This window comes from Halobacterium sp. MBLA0001, from assembly GCF_049705385.1.
GTDB classification, from domain to species: domain Archaea; phylum Halobacteriota; class Halobacteria; order Halobacteriales; family Halobacteriaceae; genus Halobacterium; species Halobacterium salinarum.
The window spans coordinates 958,084-974,736 of sequence record NZ_JBNAMQ010000007.1 but is presented as its reverse complement, the minus strand read 5'-3'; the positions used below and the strand labels follow the sequence as shown (position 1 = coordinate 974,736).

Here is a 16,653-nt window from a genome sequence, read left to right as displayed (position 1 = left end):
TGAAGTCAGGTCACCCCGCGTCCCGTTTATGGGTTACTGTTCGGGGCGGCGTGCCTGGCGCGGGGAAACGCGGCTGAGCCGGTGGTTCTCGCCGACAACCGCGTGGTATTGTGTTGGATTGAAGACCGCTCAATACTGCCAATGGGTTTATGAGTGTGCGCGACACTAATATAAAAATGCGATGACACGGTCCACCCGCCAGCGGGAGCGAGAAACGGCGGCAAAGCAGGAGGAGGAGGAGGACTCCGAGGAGGGGGTGCGGGAGTGCCCGGAGTGTGGCTCGGATAACCTCGTGAAGAGTTCGGACCGCGCGGAATTGGTCTGCAACGACTGTGGCCTCGTCGTCGAAGAAGAGCAGATCGATCCCGGTCCGGAGTGGCGGGCGTTCAACCACCAGGAGCGACAGGAGAAGTCCCGCGTCGGCGCGCCGACGACCCAGACGATGCACGACAAGGGACTGACCACGACGATCGACTGGAAGGACAAGGACGCCTACGGCCGCTCTATCTCCTCGAAGAAACGTTCGCAGATGCACCGACTGCGGAAATGGCAGGAACGAATCCGAACGAAAGACGCCGGCGAGCGCAACCTCCAGTTCGCGCTCTCGGAGATCGACCGGATGGCGTCGGCGCTCGGCGTGCCCCGGTCGGTGCGGGAAGTCGCATCAGTCATCTACCGGCGCGCGCTCAAAGAGGACCTGATCCGGGGTCGATCCATCGAGGGCGTCGCCACGAGCGCGCTGTACGCGGCCTGCCGGAAGGAAGGCATTCCGCGCAGCCTCGAAGAGATCTCGGAGGTATCCCGGGTCGAGCGCAAGGAGATCGGGCGCACGTATCGGTATATCTCCCAGGAGCTCGGCCTGGAGATGAAGCCGGTCGATCCGAAGAAGTACGTGCCGCGGTTCTGTTCTGAACTCGAACTCACCGAGGAGGTCCAATCGAAAGCCAACGAGATCATCGAAACGACCGCCGAGGAGGGACTGCTCTCGGGGAAGTCACCCACCGGATACGCGGCCGCAGCCATCTACGCCGCGAGCCTGCTGTGCAACGAGAAGAAGACCCAACGCGAGGTCGCCGACGTCGCGCAGGTGACGGAGGTCACCATCCGGAACCGCTACCAGGAGCAGATCGAAGCGATGGGCATTCACGGCTGAGCCCTGGCCGTGGGCCGCCCACGTGGCCCCGTGTTCCGCCGTTTCGGAGGTGAATGGGCGCATCGAAGGGGTTTTGCGGACGCCACGGGAACGCCGTAGATATGACTGCGCCGTGGGCGGACTGGGATCACGTCCTCAAGATCGATCCGGACAAGTCGCTGGTGGACGGTGAGACGTTCGACGACGTCGCGCAGACGGGCACGGACGCGATCGAGATCGGCGGAACACTCGACGTGACCACCGAGAAGATGCGCCGCGTCATCGACGCGTGTCGGACACACGAGGTGCCGCTGTATCAGGAGCCGTCGAACCCCGCCGTCGTCGTCGAGGACGAGGCCCTGGACGGCTATCTCGTGCCGGTGGTGTTGAACGCCGGGGATCCGTTCTGGATCACGGGTGCGCACAAGGAGTGGGTGCGGATCGCGGACCTCGACTGGGAGCGCACCACGACGGAGGCGTACATCGTGATGAACCCCGACGCGAGCGTGGCCGAGTACACCGGCGCGGACTGCGGGTTGGACGCCGACGAGGTGGGGGCGTACGCCACCGTGGCTGAGCGGTTGCTCGGCCAGGAGGTCGTGTACGTGGAGTATTCGGGGACGCTGGGGGATCCGGCGGTGGTCGAGGCGGCCGCCGGCGGGGTCGACGACGCGGCCGTGTTCTATGGTGGTGGGATCGACGGCTACGACGCGGCGTACCGGATGGGCGCACACGCGGACACGATCGTGGTCGGGGATCTGGTACACGAGGCCGGGGTGGACGCCGTCAGAGAGACCGTATCGGGGGTTCGGGACGCGCAGGCCGAGGAGTGAGGGGCGCGTGCCGAGACTGTAATGCTTACAGTGCCGCGTCGCCGAGAGCGGTGCAATGAGCGACGGTGAGTCGGCGGTCGCGTTCGCGCCGGGGCACGTGACGGGGTTTTTCAGCGTGGACGCGGGCGCGACCGAGGCGGCGGTCGCGTCGGGGTCTCGGGGTGCGGGAGTCGCGCTCTCTGCGGGCGTCACCGTCACCGTGACGCGGGCCGAGAACACGGGCGTGGTGTTGAACGGAACGCCGACGGAGATCGCGAGCGTGCGGGGCGTCCTCGATGCGCTTGGCGTGACCGCGCGCGTGACCGCGGAGACGCCGCTGCCGCTGGGTGCGGGGTTCGGCGTGTCGGGTGCGACCGCGCTGGCGGCGGCGTTGGCGGCCAACGAGGTGTTCGGGTGTGGGTGCTCGGAGAACGAGTTGGTGCAGGTGGCCCACGTGGCCGACGCCGAGGCGGGCACGGGGCTTGGCGACGTGGTGGCGCAGGCGCGCGGTGGGCTTCCCGTTCGGGTGGAACCGGGAGCGCCGCCCCACGGCAGCCTGGACGGGGTGCCGGCGAGCGGGCGCATCGAGTACGTGTCGTTCGGCGGGCTGTCGACCAGTGACGTGATCGGTGGGGAGACGAACGCGCTGTCGGCGGCCGGTGCGGACGCGCTGGCGGCCCTGCGCGCGGATCCGACGGTGGCCGAGTTCGTCGCGGCGTCGCGGCGGTTCGCGCGGGCGGCGGGGTTGGTGGATGCGGCGGTCGCGGACGCCATCGCGGCGGTCCAGGCGGCTGGCGGTGAGGCCGCGATGGCGATGCTCGGGCGGACGGTGTTCGCGCTCGGAACGGGGTTGAGCGACGCGGGGTACGACGCGGCGTCGTGTGCGATCCATCACGGCGGCGCGTCGCTGCGGTGAGAGCGGGCGATTTTTGCCCGCCAACGGTGTTGGTGGGGTATGACCGAGATTCCCGACGACCACCCGCGACACGACTCGCTGGTGACCCGCCACCGGATCGAGGACGGGGTGGACGACGGTATCACGAGCCGACAGGGGTTGATCGCGCAGGGCCGCGGGGAGGCGTACGACTACCTGTTGGGCGAGGAAACGATCCCCAGCGCGGACGCCGCCGAGCGGGCGGCCGCCGCGCAGTTGTTGACTGCGGACCACCCGGTGGTGTCGGTCAACGGGAACGTGGCCGCGCTCGTGCCCGACGCGCTCGTGGCGTTGGCGGCGGCGACCGGCGCGGATCTGGCGGTGAACCTGTTCAATCGGACCGAGGAGCGCGTCGAGCGGATCGCGGACCACTTGCGCGAGCACGGCGCGAGTGGGGTGTTGGGGACGAAGGCGGACGCGCGGATCCCGGGGTTGGACCACGAGCGCGCGACCGTCGACAGCGACGGGATCTACGACGCCGACGTGGTGTTGGTGCCCTTGGAGGACGGGGATCGGGCGGCGGCGCTGGCCGAGATGGGGAAGACGGAGCTGGTGATCGACCTGAACCCGCTGTCGCGGTCCGCGCAGGCGGCGTCGGTGCCGATCATCGACAACGTGGTGCGGGCGGTGCCGAACATCACAGCACACGCGCGTGATCTGTCAGAAGCAGAGAATGCTGCCCGTGAGGAGTGCATCAAAGAGTTCGACCGGCAGGCCGCCCTGCGGGCGGCAGAGGAGCGAATCAGGGGCGGTGTGAGTGGTGGCGCGGAGGTGGGAGCGCGCTGACGTACACTATTTTTGGTGAGCCGAAAACCGAACGTCTTTTGAATCTTTAGGTTGCCCTAAACCCTATGCAGCGACGACGAGAATTCCTACAGGCAACGGGGGCAGCACTCGCCGCAGTCGGACTCGCCGGCTGCAGCGACTCGGGAGGCACGACCGACGGCGACGCGACGACGGCGGCCGACGCCGGCAGCGGTAACGGCGGAGGCGACGACGTCGGCGTCGACGCCGCCGTGGCCGCCCAGTGGAACGTCTACCGTGCGCGCCTCGCGGACGCCGCCGCGCTGGGCGCACACGGCGCGTCCGACGTGGGCGCACAGCTCGCCACCACCACGTTCGAACAGGACTTCGAGAACGCCGGCGGCGAACACGGTGCCCACGAAACCCTCGAAACGACCAGCGAGAGCGCCTACGAGGGCTTCGAGCAGGCCGCGATCGGCGTCCGGGACGCGCTCAGGGAGGGGGACAGCGCCAGTGCGATCGAGCAGGCCGAATCCGTCGCCGCGAACCTGCGGGACGCCCAACAGCGCCTCGTCGGGGAGACCACGATGCACGCCCTGGACGCGCTGGCGTTCGCCGACCACGCCGCGACCGCGCGCGCGCTCGCCGCCGCCGGTCAGGCCGACGCCGCCGCGGTCGCCGCCAACACCGCCCTCTCGGCGTTCGAAACCGCGCCCGCCCACGAGGCCATGGAGTCCGCAGCCACGGACGCCTACGAGTCCTTCGAGAGCGGGCTCGGGGACACCCTGTCGGCCGGACAGCGCGGCAACGCCGACGACGCGAACTCCGCCGCCGCCACCGCCGTGTCGGCGGCCGTCGACGGTGCGTACGCGATCGCCGACACCGCCGGCACCGAAGCGGGCCACATCGCTAGCCTCCAGTCCCGCGCGTACGACGCCGCCGCGCTCAACGCGATGGGTGGCCCGTCATCGGACTTCGGGCACGCCGCCGTGCTGTCGGCGTACCGGGCGCGCGCCCAGGACGCCGCGTGGGTCGCCGACGCCGGCGCGTCGGACGCGGCCGCATCGATGGCGATCAGCGTGCTCGAAGACTTCGAAGGCGCGGCCGCCCACGAACCCCTCGAAGAGACCGACCACGACGCCTACGAGGGCTTCGAGGGCGGCGTGGAAGCGCTCCAGGAAGCGATCACCGCCGGCAGCGGCGTTTCGGATGCGCTCTCGCAGGTCGACACCAACCTGGTCGCCGGCATCAAGGCGCTGACCACGGACACCGAAGCGGTCATCCTGGAGACCGGGTTCCTCCGCGCGCTGCTCGGCGACGCCCGCGAGCAGTACCAGCGCGGCAACGCCGAGCGCGCCGCCGCGAGCGTCGAAGCCATGTTCAAGCGCTTCGAGCGCGACGAGCTGGGCGCACACGAGACCCTCGAATCCACCAGCGAATCCCTCTACGAGACGTTCGAGGACGAACACGTGGGCGCGCTGCCGGCGGCGATGCGGAACGGCAACGACGACGCAGTGACGACGCACCTCGACGGCGCGCGATCCGCGCTCGCGGAGTTCGCGGCGCAGATCGCGCCGACCGCGCGGGTCGCAGGCGGCGAATCAGTCACCATCACCGCCCGCGCGTTCGACGCCGCCGGCGTGGCGGCGCTGGACGACCGGACGCGCGCGGCGACGATCGCCGACGACGCGATGGCCTACTTCGAGGGCGGCGCGGGCGGGTTCCACGAGGCCGTCGAAGCCAGCAACGAGGAAACCTACCACGCCTTCGAGGAGGCGCTGGTTGGCGTGTCCTCGACGGCGAGCGACAGCGGGAGCGTGTTCGACGCCGCGACCGGTTTCGGCGCGCAGTCCAGGACCGCGGTCTACGACGTGATCGGGAACGCGGGCGGCGACCTCACGGCGGCGGCGGCGGCCGTGGCTCGGGGCGCGCTCCGTGACTTCGAGGGGGCGCGCGCACACGAACCGCTGGAGGAGGCCGACCACGACGCCTACGAGGCGTTCGAGTCGTCGTTCGAAACGTACGCCAGCGGCCTGGAGTCCGGGACCGGCGACGTCTCCGTGGTGCGGCGGGCGTCCCTGCGGGCGCAGTTCGCGGTGGCGGGCGACGCCAGCGCGGCCCCGGTCGGCGACGCCGCATCCAGTGGCGAGGGCGACTCCCAGCCCGAGCTGAGCGGCGGGCCGAACGTCGTCTCCGGCGTCCCCGATGACGCCGACCACGTGATCGACATGAACGCGGTCGCGTACGATCCCGCGGAACTCACCGTGTCCGCCGGGGACACCGTCGCGTGGACACACGCCGACGGCGAGGCGCACTCGGTCACGGCCTACGAGGACGACATCCCTGCGGACGCAACGTACTGGGCGTCCGGCGGCTTCGACAGCCAGGACGCGGCCAAGACCGGCTGGGCGAACGGCAAGGGCGCGGTCACCGAGGGCGAATCGTACGTCCACACGTTCGAAACCACCGGCGAGCACGAGTACTACTGCATCCCCCACAAGAACCTCGGGATGGAAGGCACGATCGTCGTCGAGGAGTGACAATGGTTGGAACCGACCTCGCTACCATCCGCGACCGGCTGGAAGGCCTCGCGGAGTCGGACGGCAGATTCGTCGTTGCGTGTGCGCGGACCGGCGAGCAACCGTTCCCCGTGGCGGGGCTTCGGTTCGCCGACCGCGACACGGCAGCCGACGCGCTCTCGCTGGCGACCGCGTACCGGGAGACGCTGGCGCGATACGACCCCTGGGCCCCCCAATACGACCTGGTCGTCCACGGCGCGCCCGTGCCGTCGCCGACCGACGGCCCGGACCGCTCGGACATCTGCCACGACATCGTCGGCGCGGTGTTCGAGGCGCTGTCAGCGGCCGACCGCGACGCCGCCGAGCGCGCCGTGCTCGACGGGTATTTCGCCGCCGCGGAGGCGACCACCGACGTCGACGATCTCTCGATGGTGTTGTTGTCCTGCGCCGCCGACGCCCTGGACGAACACCTCGCGCCGGCGGCCCAGGAGGCGATCCTCAGCGACGCCGCCGACCGCGTCGACTTCGTGACCACCGACGCCACGCCGGGCGAAGCGCTTGCGACCGTCGTCGCCGCGGACCTCGCCAGCAGCATCACGTGCACCGACGGCGGGTGGCGGTTCGCCGCCGAATCCACGGGCGACCGCGGCGCAGTGACCCTCCCGGTTGCGGTTGCGCTGCTCGCCACCCACGCCGTCGACGCGCCCGCGTTCGCGCCGATCGGCGACCGCATCGACGTGCAGCCGTCCGGCGGTCCGGCGGGGCTCGCGACGGCGGCCTCAGAGTAGGCCGCGGGCCATCCGCACCGCGTCCGGCGCGTTCTCCGCGAGCACGTAGACGATCGGTTCGACGCCGTAGCCACCGGTCTGATAGAGCACGTCCACCGCGTCGGCGTCGCGGACCGCGTCCCGGATGTGGTGGTCGTCGGTCGTCGACTCTCCCTCCGGCTCGAACTCGACCACGGCGTAGCCTGCGTCCGCGAGCGCGGCGACCGTGTCCGCACTGTACGCGATGTTGAGCGCGGCGTGGGCGTCCACACCGGCGGCGCGCGCGTCCAACAACACCGTTGCGACGTACGCGCTCACGCCGAACTCGGGCTCCGCTGGGATCTCGGTGCGCCCCATCACGTCCAGCACCCGGCCCGGCACGCCGGCCACGTCCTCGACGGTGTCCGCCTCGGGCGTACACTCCACGAGGTTCGCGCCGACCGCCGGGATCTGGGTGGCGAAGCCGCTGGTGCGTTCGAGCATGCGCACCCCACGGCGCACCGACGACAACACGTGCTCGCGCACCCGCACCTCGCTGTCCGCGTCGTGAACGGTGAAATCGCCGTCGTAGTCGGCCAGCGCGGGGTTGGCGGCCTCGTGGCGCTCGGCCAGGATGTCGCTGCTCGTGGACAGCTCCCGCACGAGAACCTCGGCCTCCACGAGCGCTTGTACCTGGGAGACGTTGCCGGTTGCGAGCCCGCTGCCGGTGCGCTCGACGAGTTCCTGGACGCGGTCGTCGGCGGCGATCTCGTCGTCGGTGGTCACGTCGCCGTGGGCGTATTTCGAGACCGCTGACTGGCTGACCCCGAGCAGTTCGGCGACCTCGTGTTGGGTGAGCCCGCGCTCCCGCAGGTCGGCCGCCAGCAGCGACCGGAACGTCGGCAGGAACTCCTCGACGACGACCTCCTCGATGAACTTCATTGTGTCCCCCCGAACTCGCGGTCCCCCCGAATGCGGGAGGCCTGTGGGCCGTCCTGGTCCTGGTATTTCGACCCGCGCTCGTCGCCGTACGGCCGGTCGGCGGGGCTGGTGAGTTCCGTGAACACGAGCTGGCTGATGCGCATCTCGGGGGTGAGTGCCACCGGCACCTTCCCGAGGTTCGAGAGTTCAAGCGTCACCCGCCCGTTGAACCCGGGGTCGATGAAACCGGCCGTGGCGTGGACCACCACGGCGAGGCGGCCCAACGAGGACCGCCCCTCGACCTGCGCAACCAGGTCCCGGGGCACCTCCACGCGCTCTTTGGTGGTGCCGAGCACGAAATCCCCGGGGTGGAGGATGAACTCGTCGCCGTCCTCGACGACGGTCTCGGTGACGTACTCATCGACTTCGTCCTCGCGGTTCGGATGGATGCAGGGGACGTTCGCGCGCTCGAACTCCAGGAACCGCCGGCCAAGACGGACGTCGACGCTCGCCGGCTGCACCTGGAGGTCGACGTCCTCCAGGGGCTCGATGGCGAGGTCACCGTCCGCCAGGCGTGCGAGAATGTCCTGGTCGGAGAGTATCATACCCGAACAGTGTGCTCGGGATGCCTAAAGGTTTCAGAACAGGGTCAACAGCCAGCTGCCGTAGGCGATCACGCCGCCCGCCAGCCACGGTGCTTCCGAGTCGTCGTCGAAGGCCACCGCGAGACCGTGGGCGTAGAGGTACGTCTGCCAGCCCGCCACCGCGAACGAGATCGCGGTCCGGACGGCGCTGGTCCGCTGGAGGGTCGCCTGGAACTGTTCGAGGAACAGCTCCGGCGAGGACACGGTTGCGCCGTCGACGGCGACCGCGAGCGCCACGAACAGTGCCAGTCCGGTCAGCGCCGTCGGCGCGGTCCCCCACCCCACGATCGCAAACGTCTCCGTGAACCGGCCGTCGTGGCCGACGACAGCGCGCGCGAACACGTGGAGGACGCCCGCGATCAGCACCCACCCCACCGCCAGCGCCAACACGAGGCCGACGATGGACGCCCCGACGAGGGGCCAGATGGTGCTGGCGGCGTCGGCTCCGCCGGCGGCGGCGAGTTTGTTCGAGAGCAGGACGCCGAAGCCGATGAGCACGAGCGCGAGCGAGAGCGCCGCGACGCCGGCGACGACGGCCGCCGGCCGCAGGTCGAAGCCGTGCTGGTCGAAATACTCGCGGGGATGGAGGAAAGGCGTGCGGGGAGCCATGCCGAATGCTGCAGGGTGGACCGACGTAGTGGTTTCGGCCGCGAGTAGCCAGGGCTATGCCGGAGCCGGCCGTCCGTCCGGCCATGAAACAGGTCATCGCCGCCCGCACGGACATCGGAATGGGGCAGGGAAAGCTCGCCGCGCAGGTCGCCCACGCCTCGCTGAACGCCTACGAGTACACCGACGATCGCGCCGTCCGCCGGTGGAAAGACGAGGGGCAGACGAAAGTCGTGGTGAAAGTCGGCAGCGAGCGCGAGCTCTACGAGCGCTCCGAGGAAGCCAAACGCGCCGGGCTGCCCACGGGGCTCATCTCGGACGCCGGCCGCACCCAACTGGAGCCGGGGACGCCGACAGCGCTCGCCATCGGGCCCGCGCCCGACGCCGACGTCGACCGGATCACGGGCGACCTCTCGCTGTTCTGATGCGCGAGGCACACCCCATCGAGCGCGCCGTCGGGATGGCGTACTACGCGAGCGACAGCGACGGCACTGGCGGCCGGCTGCGGGACTCCCCGGCGGACTTCCGCGTGCGCGAACTCGAAGCGTTCGACACCCAGCCGGCGGACGCGCCGACCGGCGACTACCCGTGGCTCGTGGTGCGCGCGACCCTCCACGAGTGGGACACCAACGACTTCGCCCGCGAACTCGCCAACACCGTCGGGATGAGCCGCGAGCGCGTGCGGTGGGCGGGCACCAAGGACCGCCACGCGGTCACCACTCAGCTGTTCGCCGTCCGCGATCTGGACGCCGCCCAGGTGCCGGAGATCCGGAACGCCGACATCGAGGTCGTCGGGCGGGCGGGCCGCGGCCTGGAGTTCGGGGATCTCGCCGGCAACGCCTTCGAGATCGTGGTGCGGGACCCCGACGCCCCCGAGCGGGCCGCCGCCGTCGCCGACGAGTTGGCGGCGTTCGGCGGCGGAACCGTCGGCACGCCCAACTACTTCGGCCAACAGCGCTTCGGGAGCAAGCGCCCGGTCACCCACGAGGTCGGGCTCGCCATCCTGCGCGACGACTGGGAGGCGGCCGCCATGGCGTACCTGGGCGCGCCCACCGAGCACGAACCCGCGGACTCCCAGCGCGCCCGCGAGTACGTCGCGGAAACACGGGACTGGACGGGCGCGCTCGCGGAGTTCCCACAGCGCCTGCGCTACGAGCGCACCATGCTGCACGAGCTGGCCGACGGCGGGAGCTTCCGGGACGCCGTCGAGACGTTCCCGTCGAACCTCCAGCAGCTGTTCGTGCACGCCGCCCAGTCGTACGTCTTCAACCGAATCGTCTCGGAGCGCATGGCGCGCGGGCTGCCGTTCGGCGAGCCGGTCGCGGGCGACGTGGTGTGGTTCGCGGACAGCGACGCCGACGCCGCCGTCGCCCAGCCCGACGCCGCACGCCAGCAGCGGGTCACCGACTCCCGGGTGGACGTGATGGCCCGGCACTGCGAGCGCGGCCGCGCGTTCGTCACCGCGCCGCTCGTCGGCACCGACACCGAGTTCGCGGACGGCGACCCCGGGGAGATCACTCGGGGCGTCCTCGACGACCTCGACCTTTCGCGCGCGGATTTCGACCTGCCCGGCGAGTTCGACTCGGCGGGCAGTCGCCGCGCGATACTCCTCCAGCCGGATCTCACGGTCAGCCACGACCCGCTGGCCTTCGAGTTCGCGCTGCCCTCCGGCAGCTACGCCACGGTCGTCCTGCGGGAGTTCCTGAAACCCAGCCCGCTGGCCCTCTGAGCGGGGTGGCTGAAACACCGGGTTTTTGCGGTCGCGCCGCGTCCCATCGGGCATGGACTGTTCGCGGTGTGGCACGCCACTGGATAAACCGGGCGACTACTGCCTGGTGTGCCGCACCGAGAACTGCGACGCGGTGGTGGCTGACTGCGGGCGCGACCGGGCGACGCTGACGTTTCTGACCGACGAGGACGTCGTCGGCCGCACCGACATCACGACCGTGCCCGAGGACGGCGACGAGACCGGCGTCATCGAGCTGCGGAACTTCGCCGGACGCATCGCGGACGAGATCCGCAGGAAGCGCCCGGAGGACGTCTTCGTCGCGGGCGCTCACGAGGTGATCCGGGCGGTGCGCGCGGATCTCCACCACGACGTCTACCGCGTCGAGCCCGACGACCCCGTGGCGTCGGTGCTGGATCGCCGCGGTGACCGCGCCCTGGACGTCGTCGAGAAGCCCGTCCGGGAGAAGATCGGTGGCCGCCACTCGACGCTCATCGGCGACCGCGACGGCCAGCAAGCCATCCGCACGGTTGCGGGCCACCCGAACGTCAAGAAAGTCATTCCCGGCCCCATCGACGCCGGCGGCTCGGGCTCCCGCACTGGCGTCCGCGCGAAGGTCACGCGCGCCGACACCAACGGCAACCTCCGGCTGCTCGTGCGGGACGGCTCAAGCGTCCAGGAGAACCGCGTGGTCACCACGGCGATGAGCCGCGACACCGGCGAGCGCGTTCGCACCGATCTCAACGACGCGCTCGAAGACGAATCACTCCGCGAGTGAGGACGGAGGTCGGTCCTGCCGACGCGGGTGGCCGACGAAACCGGAAACAGTTTGTGCGCTCCGGCAGACCGGCTGTTGTCCCCATGATCGACTCGAAGACAATCCAGCTGACGACGCTCTGGTTCGTCGTCATGATATTCATCCAGACGATGAGCGCCGACAATCCGCCGATAAATGCAATTGGCTTCCTCGCATTGCTCCTCGTGTTGGTTCTCCCGGTCGTGATTCTCGGTCGACTCGCGGCGACCGTGTTCGCGGACCGGGGCTGGTCGCTCCGCGCTCGTTGAGTCAGTGTCCTCCCTTCGGTCGGACACGCGACTGACGGCTCACGGGTCGCTACGCTCCCCGCTCGCGTTCCTGTGCCCTCGACTCGGGCACACAACTCGTAGCGTTTATGTACGCGACGGCGGTAGACGCTGGCACTATGGCTAACCAGAGCTCCACCGGGAGCGCCGGCCGGTTCGGTGCGCGCTACGGGCGCGTCTCGCGCCGCCGCGTCTCCGACATCGAGGGCACGATGAACGAAGACCACGCCTGCCCGGACTGTGGGTCCGAGGCCGTCTCCCGCGAGGGGACCGGCATCTGGCAGTGCGGGAAATGCGGCTACAAGTACGCCGGCGGTGCCTACCAGCCCCAGACGCCCAGCGGCAAGACGGTCACGCGCTCGATCCGGACCGCCCTGGGTGAAACCGGCGACAGCAACAGCGAGTAACAGTTCAGATGTCGTATAAGTGTTCGCGGTGCAAGCGCGACGTCGAACTCGACGAATACGGCGGCGTGCGGTGCCCGTACTGCGGGCACCGCGTGCTGTTGAAAGAGCGCAGCCGGGACGTGAAGGAAGTCAGCGTCCAGTAACCGACGTGCCGTCGCACTCGACGGAGCTCGTTTTCCGGTACGATTCGACGGCGGTTGCGTCCATCGTCGCCAGCAGCGTCGCCGTGTCGGCGGGCGACATCGACGGCGAGCGCAGCCGGGCGACGGTCAGCCGCGACGGCGCGACGGTGACCGTGGTCGTCGACGCCACCGACCTGACGGCGCTGCGTGCCGGCCAGAACACGTGGCTGACGCTCGTCGAGGTGGCCGAACGAGCGGCCGCTCCGTCCGCGGCCGGACCCTGATTCGGGGCGTGGCGTGGGACCCGCGAACTCCATCCGATCCGGCGGCTCGGGCTGTCACACCCCCAGGTCCGGTGTGCAACCACAAAGCGGGGGTTTTTCCGTTGGGCGCGCAACCGGATACGTATGCAGGGTAACCTACCACCGGAAGCGCAGGAGAAACTCGAGCAGCTCCAGGATCTGCAGGAGAAAGCGCAGAACGTCGCCACGCAGAAACAGCAGGCCGAACAGCAGCTGTCCGAGGCCGAAACGGCCCTGGACGCGCTCGGCGACATCGAGGAGTCGACCACGATGTACCGTGAGGTCGGCGAGTTGCTCGTGGAAACGGAGTACGACAACGCCCACGACGACCTCGACGAGAAGGTCAGCGACCTGGAAGTGCGCGTCGAAACCCTCCAGAAGCAGGAAGACCGCGTGCAGGAGCAGTTCGAGAGCCTCCAGGAGGAGCTGCAGGACATGCTCGGCGGTGCGGGCGGCGCGATGGGCGGCGGTCCGGGCGCGTAACGACCGATGCCGAACGATGAGGAGGTCGTGGAGACGGCCGCCGAAGCCGCCGAGGGGCTCGTCCTCGACCGGCTGCGGACCAGCGACGTGGACGACCTCGATATCACGGTGACGTTCGAGGACGGCGTCCTGGACGTGGATATCTACGTCCGGGCGCCGGACGCCGACGCGGACGTCGAGCAGGTCGCGGACGACGGCGCGCTCGCCGCGCAAGCAGCCGTCGACGACCTGTTCGCCGACGAGTAGGCGGGGAGAACTTCTCGCCGTTCGCGATGTTCGCCAGCGGCGGCGTTCGGCTAGCGCTCACGGGAGTGTCTCGGCGAGCCGGTCGTCGCCGTCGGGGAGCGGCGGTCCGTGTCCGGGACACGCGTACTCGAAGGCGGGCGCACGACGACACAGCGACCGCACACTGGACTCAACCGCGGCGGCGTCGTGGCTCGTGAGCCAGCCAGTGGGCTTCAGCCTGTCGCCGAGTCCATAGGCGAGGTCACCGAGGAACGCGACGGACAGGTCCTCGTGGACGTAGGCGACGTGTCCGGGCGTGTGACCGGGGGTGTGGTACGCGTGGAAGCCGCCGACGTCGTCCCCGTCAACGACGGCTCGAATCGGGAGATCCGGCAGGTCGAGCCGGCGATAGTAGAGCCGGTGGAGCGCCCCGATGCCGTTCCGAGCAGTCCACGGCGGCAGTCGGTCGCCGGCGACGTACGGCGCGTCCCGCTCGTGGACGTACACCGGGGCGTCCAGTGCCGGCGTGAGTCGCGCGAGCGTGCCGACGTGGTCGGCGTCGTAGTGGGTCACCAGCACGCGGTCGATGTCGCCGGGTTCGACGCCGGCAGTGCGCAGGCCGTCTCGGACGGTCTGCTCGTCTCCCGGCCACCCGGCGTCCACGAGCGTCGTCTCGTTGTCGTCGACGACGACGTAGGCGTTCGGCATGTCCAGAGTCGAACAGTCGACGTGCGTCACGCCGGGTGGCAACTGCGCCGTCATTGCCGGAACTGCCAGACGGAGTGCGATGAGTGTTTCGGCGGGCTACGTGAGGAAGAAGACGAGGACGCTGATGGTGACCGTGGCGAGAACGGCGAGTCCCGCGACGGCGCCACCCATCGCGATGACGGCGTTGGCGTGGCTGGCAAGCGTCTCGGTGCGGTCGTTGCCGAAGACGGTGACTTCCGCGCGCTCGGTGGCCACGCCGGCCTCGACGGGGTCGAGGTCGTCCGTGGCGGCTTCAGTGAGCGCGACGACCACGTCGGTGAGGGCACCCCAGTCGATGGCGGCACCGACCTGGTTCGAGGACTCGACGGTGTTGACGATGTGCGTGTCCGTGGTCATGACTTCGGCGTGGTCGATGCCGAGGCCGCCGACGGCGTCCAGGAGGCGCTCGCGGAGCCCCGGTTCCATGTTGTTCCCGTCGATGAGCACGTAGGCGGTGCGCGTGGTGCCGGTTTCGACGACCGCGACGCGGACGCCGAGGGGGCCGATGCCGTCGCATGGCTGCCAGTCAGTGGGGTCCCAGGCGACACCCATGCGGAGCGCGTGCTCGGGTGCGTCGGCGAGGTCGCGGGCGGCGCTGCCGGCGGCCTGGATCAGCTGGAACGAGCGCTCGCTGCCGGGGTAGATGTGGCCGAGGTCGTCGCCGTCGAGGCCGTTGTTGCAGTTGTGCGCGTCCGCCAGCAACACCGTCTCCAGTCCCGCGACGCGGGCTTCGGCGGCCGCCGACAGGCCGACGGCGTACGAGATGTCGTCGGCGAAGTTGGGGGCGTACGTCGAGACGAGGAACGCGTCGTCGTCGAAGGCCTGCCCGAAAAGCGTGGCCTCGCCGTCGGTGGCCCGCACCGGCGCGGTCGCGGTGTCGGTGTACGCGATGCGGTCGTGGGCGTCGGCAGCGGCGTCGACGAGCGTGTCGACCTCGCGCTCGGTGACGAGGTTGAAGTCGTGGCCGGCGGTTGCGTGGGGCGGGAACGCCAGCCCGTCCGTGGCGTCGGCGACCCGCTGGGGGAGGTTGCCGCCGCCGATCTCGCCCATCGGCCCCGGGTGGATCATCGGCAATACGAACCGCGCTTTCTCGGTTTCGTCGCTCGTGCGGCGGAACGACAGCACAGTCACGGGGACGACGGCCTCCTCGCCGATCTGCTCGAAGAAGTCCTCGAGCTCCCGAGTGCCCTCGGCGATGTGGCCGATGAACCCGCCGATGAAGTCGAGCACGCTCACGCCGAGGCTGCGCTGCCACGGGCGGTCGATGACGACGACGAACCCGTAGGCCACAGAGCCGTACAGCGCGGTCATCGCAACCAACAACAGGAAATCCCGGGGGGCGAACGCGTACTGGATCTCGGGGGGTGCATGCGAGGGCCGCGCGAGGAACGCGCCCAGCAGCGACCCGCCGCCGGACGTGACGTAGTTCAGTGTGCCGCCGTAGACGAACAACAACACGCCGGCGGTGGCGGTTTGGATGCTGGCCGGCAGCACCGACACTGCCAGCGTGTTCCGCGACACCGCCAGGACGACCAGAAACCGGACAGCGAACACGAGCGCGAGCGCCGCGATGAGCGCGTCGAACACGAAGTTCTGGCTGAGCCGCGGTGTGAGGATGGCGGCGACGCCGGCGGCGACCAGCACGGTGACGACGACGATCTCGCAGGCAACGGCGAGCAGCGAGGAGCGGTTGTACGTGAGCTGGCCGCCGAAATACCGGTCGACGGTCGTCGTTGCCATGCTCGCGACGGCCGTGGGGACGCCGATGAAGAACACGCCCTGCCAGGCGTCCTCCAGGACGTACTGGCTGTCGAAGGCCGCAACCCCCGCCAGCGCCGCGATGACCAGCGAGAGCGCGACGCTGGAATACCAGCGGGGAGCACGGAAGATGTACTTCGAGAGGCTGGCCAGTTCGCCCTGGGTTTCGGTCATGCGGCGTTACTCGCAGATGGCCACGAAGTTCTCGAAGACCGCCTCGCCCTCCTCGGTGTGTGCGACTTCGGGGTGCCACTGCACGCCGTAGAGGTCGCGGTCGGTGTCGCCCATCGCTTCGACGCCGCAGATGTCGCTTTCGGCGGTGATCGTGAAGCCGTCGGGGACGGCGACGACTTCGTCGGCGTGGCTCGCCCACACGCGCGTGTCCGGGGCGAGCGACCCCACGAGGGGGTCGTCGGCGTCGCTGATCGAAACCGTGACGTCGGCGTAGCCGCCGTAGTCGCCGGCCTCGATGCGGCCGCCGAGCTCGTCGGCGATCAGCTGGTGGCCGAGGCACACCCCCAGAATCGGAACGTCGAGTGTGAGGTACTCCCGGCAGTGGCCGATGTCCGCCATGGTGGGGCCACCGGAGAGCACGAGGCCGTCGGCGTCGATGTCGGCCGGCGGGGTGGTGTTGTCGGTCAGGTCGACGGTCACGCCATCCATGTCACGGAGCAACCGGTGCTCTAGGTGCGTGAACTGGCCGTGGTTGTCGACGACGAGGATGTGCGTCATTGCCGGCGGG

21 protein-coding genes are annotated in these 16,653 nt (G+C 69.8%); 15 read left to right on the top strand and 6 right to left on the bottom strand.

From position 1 onward, the window contains the following. Nucleotides 1-181 precede the first annotated feature (181 nt). The 6 genes from ACOZ32_RS06225 to ACOZ32_RS06200 all read left to right on the top strand — a co-directional run bounded on the left by ACOZ32_RS06225 (nucleotide 182) and on the right by ACOZ32_RS06200 (nucleotide 6,929). On the top strand, nucleotides 182-1,153 hold the full coding sequence (locus tag ACOZ32_RS06225; RefSeq protein ID WP_010902144.1) for a transcription initiation factor IIB: 972 nt from the start codon (nucleotides 182-184) through the stop codon (nucleotides 1,151-1,153). A gap of 101 nt (nucleotides 1,154-1,254) precedes the next feature. Further along, a complete protein-coding gene (locus ACOZ32_RS06220; RefSeq protein WP_205251413.1) occupies nucleotides 1,255-1,965 on the top strand; it encodes a phosphoglycerol geranylgeranyltransferase in 711 nt (236 codons plus the stop codon). Between the two features lie 55 nt (nucleotides 1,966-2,020). Then, nucleotides 2,021-2,860 (top strand): pantoate kinase, encoded by an 840-nt coding sequence (locus tag ACOZ32_RS06215; RefSeq protein ID WP_285270388.1) that lies wholly within the window; start codon nucleotides 2,021-2,023, stop codon nucleotides 2,858-2,860. A gap of 39 nt (nucleotides 2,861-2,899) precedes the next feature. Beyond that, nucleotides 2,900-3,664: a 4-phosphopantoate--beta-alanine ligase gene (locus tag ACOZ32_RS06210; protein WP_285270389.1), complete on the top strand. Its 765-nt coding sequence runs from the start codon at nucleotides 2,900-2,902 to the stop codon at nucleotides 3,662-3,664. Between the two features lie 65 nt (nucleotides 3,665-3,729). Continuing rightward, nucleotides 3,730-6,162: a DUF5059 domain-containing protein gene (locus tag ACOZ32_RS06205; RefSeq protein ID WP_285270390.1), complete on the top strand. Its 2,433-nt coding sequence runs from the start codon at nucleotides 3,730-3,732 to the stop codon at nucleotides 6,160-6,162. A gap of 2 nt (nucleotides 6,163-6,164) precedes the next feature. Then, the gene (locus ACOZ32_RS06200; RefSeq protein ID WP_285270391.1) at nucleotides 6,165-6,929 is read left to right on the top strand and encodes a DUF7551 domain-containing protein; all 765 of its coding nucleotides are present in this window, start codon (nucleotides 6,165-6,167) and stop codon (nucleotides 6,927-6,929) included. On the opposite strand, the gene ACOZ32_RS06195 is transcribed toward ACOZ32_RS06200, so the two are convergent. The 3 genes from ACOZ32_RS06195 to ACOZ32_RS06185 are packed head-to-tail and all read right to left on the bottom strand — an operon-like array spanning nucleotide 6,921 to nucleotide 9,061. Then, nucleotides 6,921-7,829 carry a thiamine-phosphate synthase family protein gene (locus ACOZ32_RS06195; RefSeq protein ID WP_010902138.1) on the bottom strand — a complete coding sequence of 303 codons (909 nt, stop codon included), beginning with the start codon at nucleotides 7,827-7,829 and terminating at the stop codon, nucleotides 6,921-6,923. The genes ACOZ32_RS06200 and ACOZ32_RS06195 overlap by 9 nt on opposite strands. Next, nucleotides 7,826-8,413 carry a dCTP deaminase gene (dcd, locus tag ACOZ32_RS06190; RefSeq protein ID WP_010902137.1) on the bottom strand — a complete coding sequence of 196 codons (588 nt, stop codon included), beginning with the start codon at nucleotides 8,411-8,413 and terminating at the stop codon, nucleotides 7,826-7,828. Before dcd ends, ACOZ32_RS06195 begins: the two co-directional genes overlap by 4 nt. A 33-nt stretch (nucleotides 8,414-8,446) precedes the next feature. Beyond that, nucleotides 8,447-9,061 carry a YIP1 family protein gene (locus ACOZ32_RS06185; RefSeq protein WP_285270392.1) on the bottom strand — a complete coding sequence of 205 codons (615 nt, stop codon included), beginning with the start codon at nucleotides 9,059-9,061 and terminating at the stop codon, nucleotides 8,447-8,449. A gap of 83 nt (nucleotides 9,062-9,144) precedes the next feature. Between ACOZ32_RS06185 and pth2 the strand changes: the two genes are divergently transcribed. The 9 genes from pth2 to ACOZ32_RS06140 all read left to right on the top strand — a co-directional run bounded on the left by pth2 (nucleotide 9,145) and on the right by ACOZ32_RS06140 (nucleotide 13,427). Then, nucleotides 9,145-9,483 carry a peptidyl-tRNA hydrolase Pth2 gene (gene pth2, locus ACOZ32_RS06180; protein WP_205251408.1) on the top strand — a complete coding sequence of 113 codons (339 nt, stop codon included), beginning with the start codon at nucleotides 9,145-9,147 and terminating at the stop codon, nucleotides 9,481-9,483. Next, entirely contained in the window at nucleotides 9,483-10,787 is a 1,305-nt protein-coding gene (truD, locus tag ACOZ32_RS06175; protein ID WP_285270393.1) for a tRNA pseudouridine(13) synthase TruD, read from the top strand. The genes pth2 and truD overlap by 1 nt, the downstream gene beginning before the upstream one ends. Before the next feature lie 52 nt (nucleotides 10,788-10,839). After that, entirely contained in the window at nucleotides 10,840-11,562 is a 723-nt protein-coding gene (locus tag ACOZ32_RS06170) for a DUF2103 domain-containing protein (RefSeq protein ID WP_205251406.1), read from the top strand. Nucleotides 11,563-11,645: 83 nt separating this feature from the next. Continuing rightward, nucleotides 11,646-11,849, top strand: coding sequence for a hypothetical protein (locus ACOZ32_RS06165; protein WP_205251405.1), 204 nt, complete (start codon nucleotides 11,646-11,648; stop codon nucleotides 11,847-11,849). 137 nt (nucleotides 11,850-11,986) lie between these two features. Continuing rightward, entirely contained in the window at nucleotides 11,987-12,274 is a 288-nt protein-coding gene (locus ACOZ32_RS06160) for a 50S ribosomal protein L37ae (RefSeq protein WP_012289127.1), read from the top strand. Between the two features lie 8 nt (nucleotides 12,275-12,282). After that, on the top strand, nucleotides 12,283-12,417 hold the full coding sequence (locus ACOZ32_RS06155) for a DNA-directed RNA polymerase subunit P (protein ID WP_010902130.1): 135 nt from the start codon (nucleotides 12,283-12,285) through the stop codon (nucleotides 12,415-12,417). A gap of 5 nt (nucleotides 12,418-12,422) precedes the next feature. Beyond that, nucleotides 12,423-12,680, top strand: a complete 258-nt coding sequence (locus ACOZ32_RS06150; RefSeq protein ID WP_012289126.1) for a KEOPS complex subunit Pcc1 — start codon at nucleotides 12,423-12,425, stop codon at nucleotides 12,678-12,680. A 123-nt stretch (nucleotides 12,681-12,803) separates the two neighbouring features. Beyond that, nucleotides 12,804-13,181, top strand: coding sequence for a prefoldin subunit beta (locus ACOZ32_RS06145; RefSeq protein ID WP_010902129.1), 378 nt, complete (start codon nucleotides 12,804-12,806; stop codon nucleotides 13,179-13,181). 6 nt (nucleotides 13,182-13,187) lie between these two features. Continuing rightward, nucleotides 13,188-13,427, top strand: coding sequence for a DUF3194 domain-containing protein (locus ACOZ32_RS06140; protein WP_010902128.1), 240 nt, complete (start codon nucleotides 13,188-13,190; stop codon nucleotides 13,425-13,427). A gap of 57 nt (nucleotides 13,428-13,484) precedes the next feature. Here ACOZ32_RS06140 and ACOZ32_RS06135 read toward each other — a convergent pair whose 3' ends face one another. From ACOZ32_RS06135 to ACOZ32_RS06125, 3 genes are read right to left on the bottom strand one after another with little or no spacing between them, the layout of a single operon-like run. Continuing rightward, nucleotides 13,485-14,168, bottom strand: coding sequence for an MBL fold metallo-hydrolase (locus tag ACOZ32_RS06135; protein ID WP_205251404.1), 684 nt, complete (start codon nucleotides 14,166-14,168; stop codon nucleotides 13,485-13,487). Between the two features lie 42 nt (nucleotides 14,169-14,210). Then, nucleotides 14,211-16,085: a DUF2070 family protein gene (locus ACOZ32_RS06130; protein ID WP_285270394.1), complete on the bottom strand. Its 1,875-nt coding sequence runs from the start codon at nucleotides 16,083-16,085 to the stop codon at nucleotides 14,211-14,213. Between the two features lie 6 nt (nucleotides 16,086-16,091). Beyond that, the gene (locus ACOZ32_RS06125; RefSeq protein ID WP_010902125.1) at nucleotides 16,092-16,643 is read right to left on the bottom strand and encodes a GMP synthase subunit A; all 552 of its coding nucleotides are present in this window, start codon (nucleotides 16,641-16,643) and stop codon (nucleotides 16,092-16,094) included. Between the last annotated feature and the right edge of the window lie 10 nt (nucleotides 16,644-16,653).

What these genes read in the sequence shown, in the direction of transcription:
- ACOZ32_RS06225 (WP_010902144.1), top strand. Translation starts at nt 182, where the DNA reads ATGACACGGTCCACCCGCCAGCGGGAGCGAGAAACGGCGGCAAAGCAG.
- ACOZ32_RS06220 (WP_205251413.1), top strand. Translation starts at nt 1,255, where the DNA reads ATGACTGCGCCGTGGGCGGACTGGGATCACGTCCTCAAGATCGATCCG.
- ACOZ32_RS06215 (WP_285270388.1), top strand. Translation starts at nt 2,021, where the DNA reads ATGAGCGACGGTGAGTCGGCGGTCGCGTTCGCGCCGGGGCACGTGACG.
- ACOZ32_RS06210 (WP_285270389.1), top strand. Translation starts at nt 2,900, where the DNA reads ATGACCGAGATTCCCGACGACCACCCGCGACACGACTCGCTGGTGACC.
- ACOZ32_RS06205 (WP_285270390.1), top strand. Translation starts at nt 3,730, where the DNA reads ATGCAGCGACGACGAGAATTCCTACAGGCAACGGGGGCAGCACTCGCC.
- ACOZ32_RS06200 (WP_285270391.1), top strand. Translation starts at nt 6,165, where the DNA reads ATGGTTGGAACCGACCTCGCTACCATCCGCGACCGGCTGGAAGGCCTC.
- ACOZ32_RS06195 (WP_010902138.1), bottom strand. Translation starts at nt 7,829, where the DNA reads ATGAAGTTCATCGAGGAGGTCGTCGTCGAGGAGTTCCTGCCGACGTTC.
- dcd (WP_010902137.1), bottom strand. Translation starts at nt 8,413, where the DNA reads ATGATACTCTCCGACCAGGACATTCTCGCACGCCTGGCGGACGGTGAC.
- ACOZ32_RS06185 (WP_285270392.1), bottom strand. Translation starts at nt 9,061, where the DNA reads ATGGCTCCCCGCACGCCTTTCCTCCATCCCCGCGAGTATTTCGACCAG.
- pth2 (WP_205251408.1), top strand. Translation starts at nt 9,145, where the DNA reads ATGAAACAGGTCATCGCCGCCCGCACGGACATCGGAATGGGGCAGGGA.
- truD (WP_285270393.1), top strand. Translation starts at nt 9,483, where the DNA reads ATGCGCGAGGCACACCCCATCGAGCGCGCCGTCGGGATGGCGTACTAC.
- ACOZ32_RS06170 (WP_205251406.1), top strand. Translation starts at nt 10,840, where the DNA reads ATGGACTGTTCGCGGTGTGGCACGCCACTGGATAAACCGGGCGACTAC.
- ACOZ32_RS06165 (WP_205251405.1), top strand. Translation starts at nt 11,646, where the DNA reads ATGATCGACTCGAAGACAATCCAGCTGACGACGCTCTGGTTCGTCGTC.
- ACOZ32_RS06160 (WP_012289127.1), top strand. Translation starts at nt 11,987, where the DNA reads ATGGCTAACCAGAGCTCCACCGGGAGCGCCGGCCGGTTCGGTGCGCGC.
- ACOZ32_RS06155 (WP_010902130.1), top strand. Translation starts at nt 12,283, where the DNA reads ATGTCGTATAAGTGTTCGCGGTGCAAGCGCGACGTCGAACTCGACGAA.
- ACOZ32_RS06145 (WP_010902129.1), top strand. Translation starts at nt 12,804, where the DNA reads ATGCAGGGTAACCTACCACCGGAAGCGCAGGAGAAACTCGAGCAGCTC.
- ACOZ32_RS06140 (WP_010902128.1), top strand. Translation starts at nt 13,188, where the DNA reads ATGCCGAACGATGAGGAGGTCGTGGAGACGGCCGCCGAAGCCGCCGAG.
- ACOZ32_RS06135 (WP_205251404.1), bottom strand. Translation starts at nt 14,168, where the DNA reads ATGACGGCGCAGTTGCCACCCGGCGTGACGCACGTCGACTGTTCGACT.
- ACOZ32_RS06130 (WP_285270394.1), bottom strand. Translation starts at nt 16,085, where the DNA reads ATGACCGAAACCCAGGGCGAACTGGCCAGCCTCTCGAAGTACATCTTC.
- ACOZ32_RS06125 (WP_010902125.1), bottom strand. Translation starts at nt 16,643, where the DNA reads ATGACGCACATCCTCGTCGTCGACAACCACGGCCAGTTCACGCACCTA.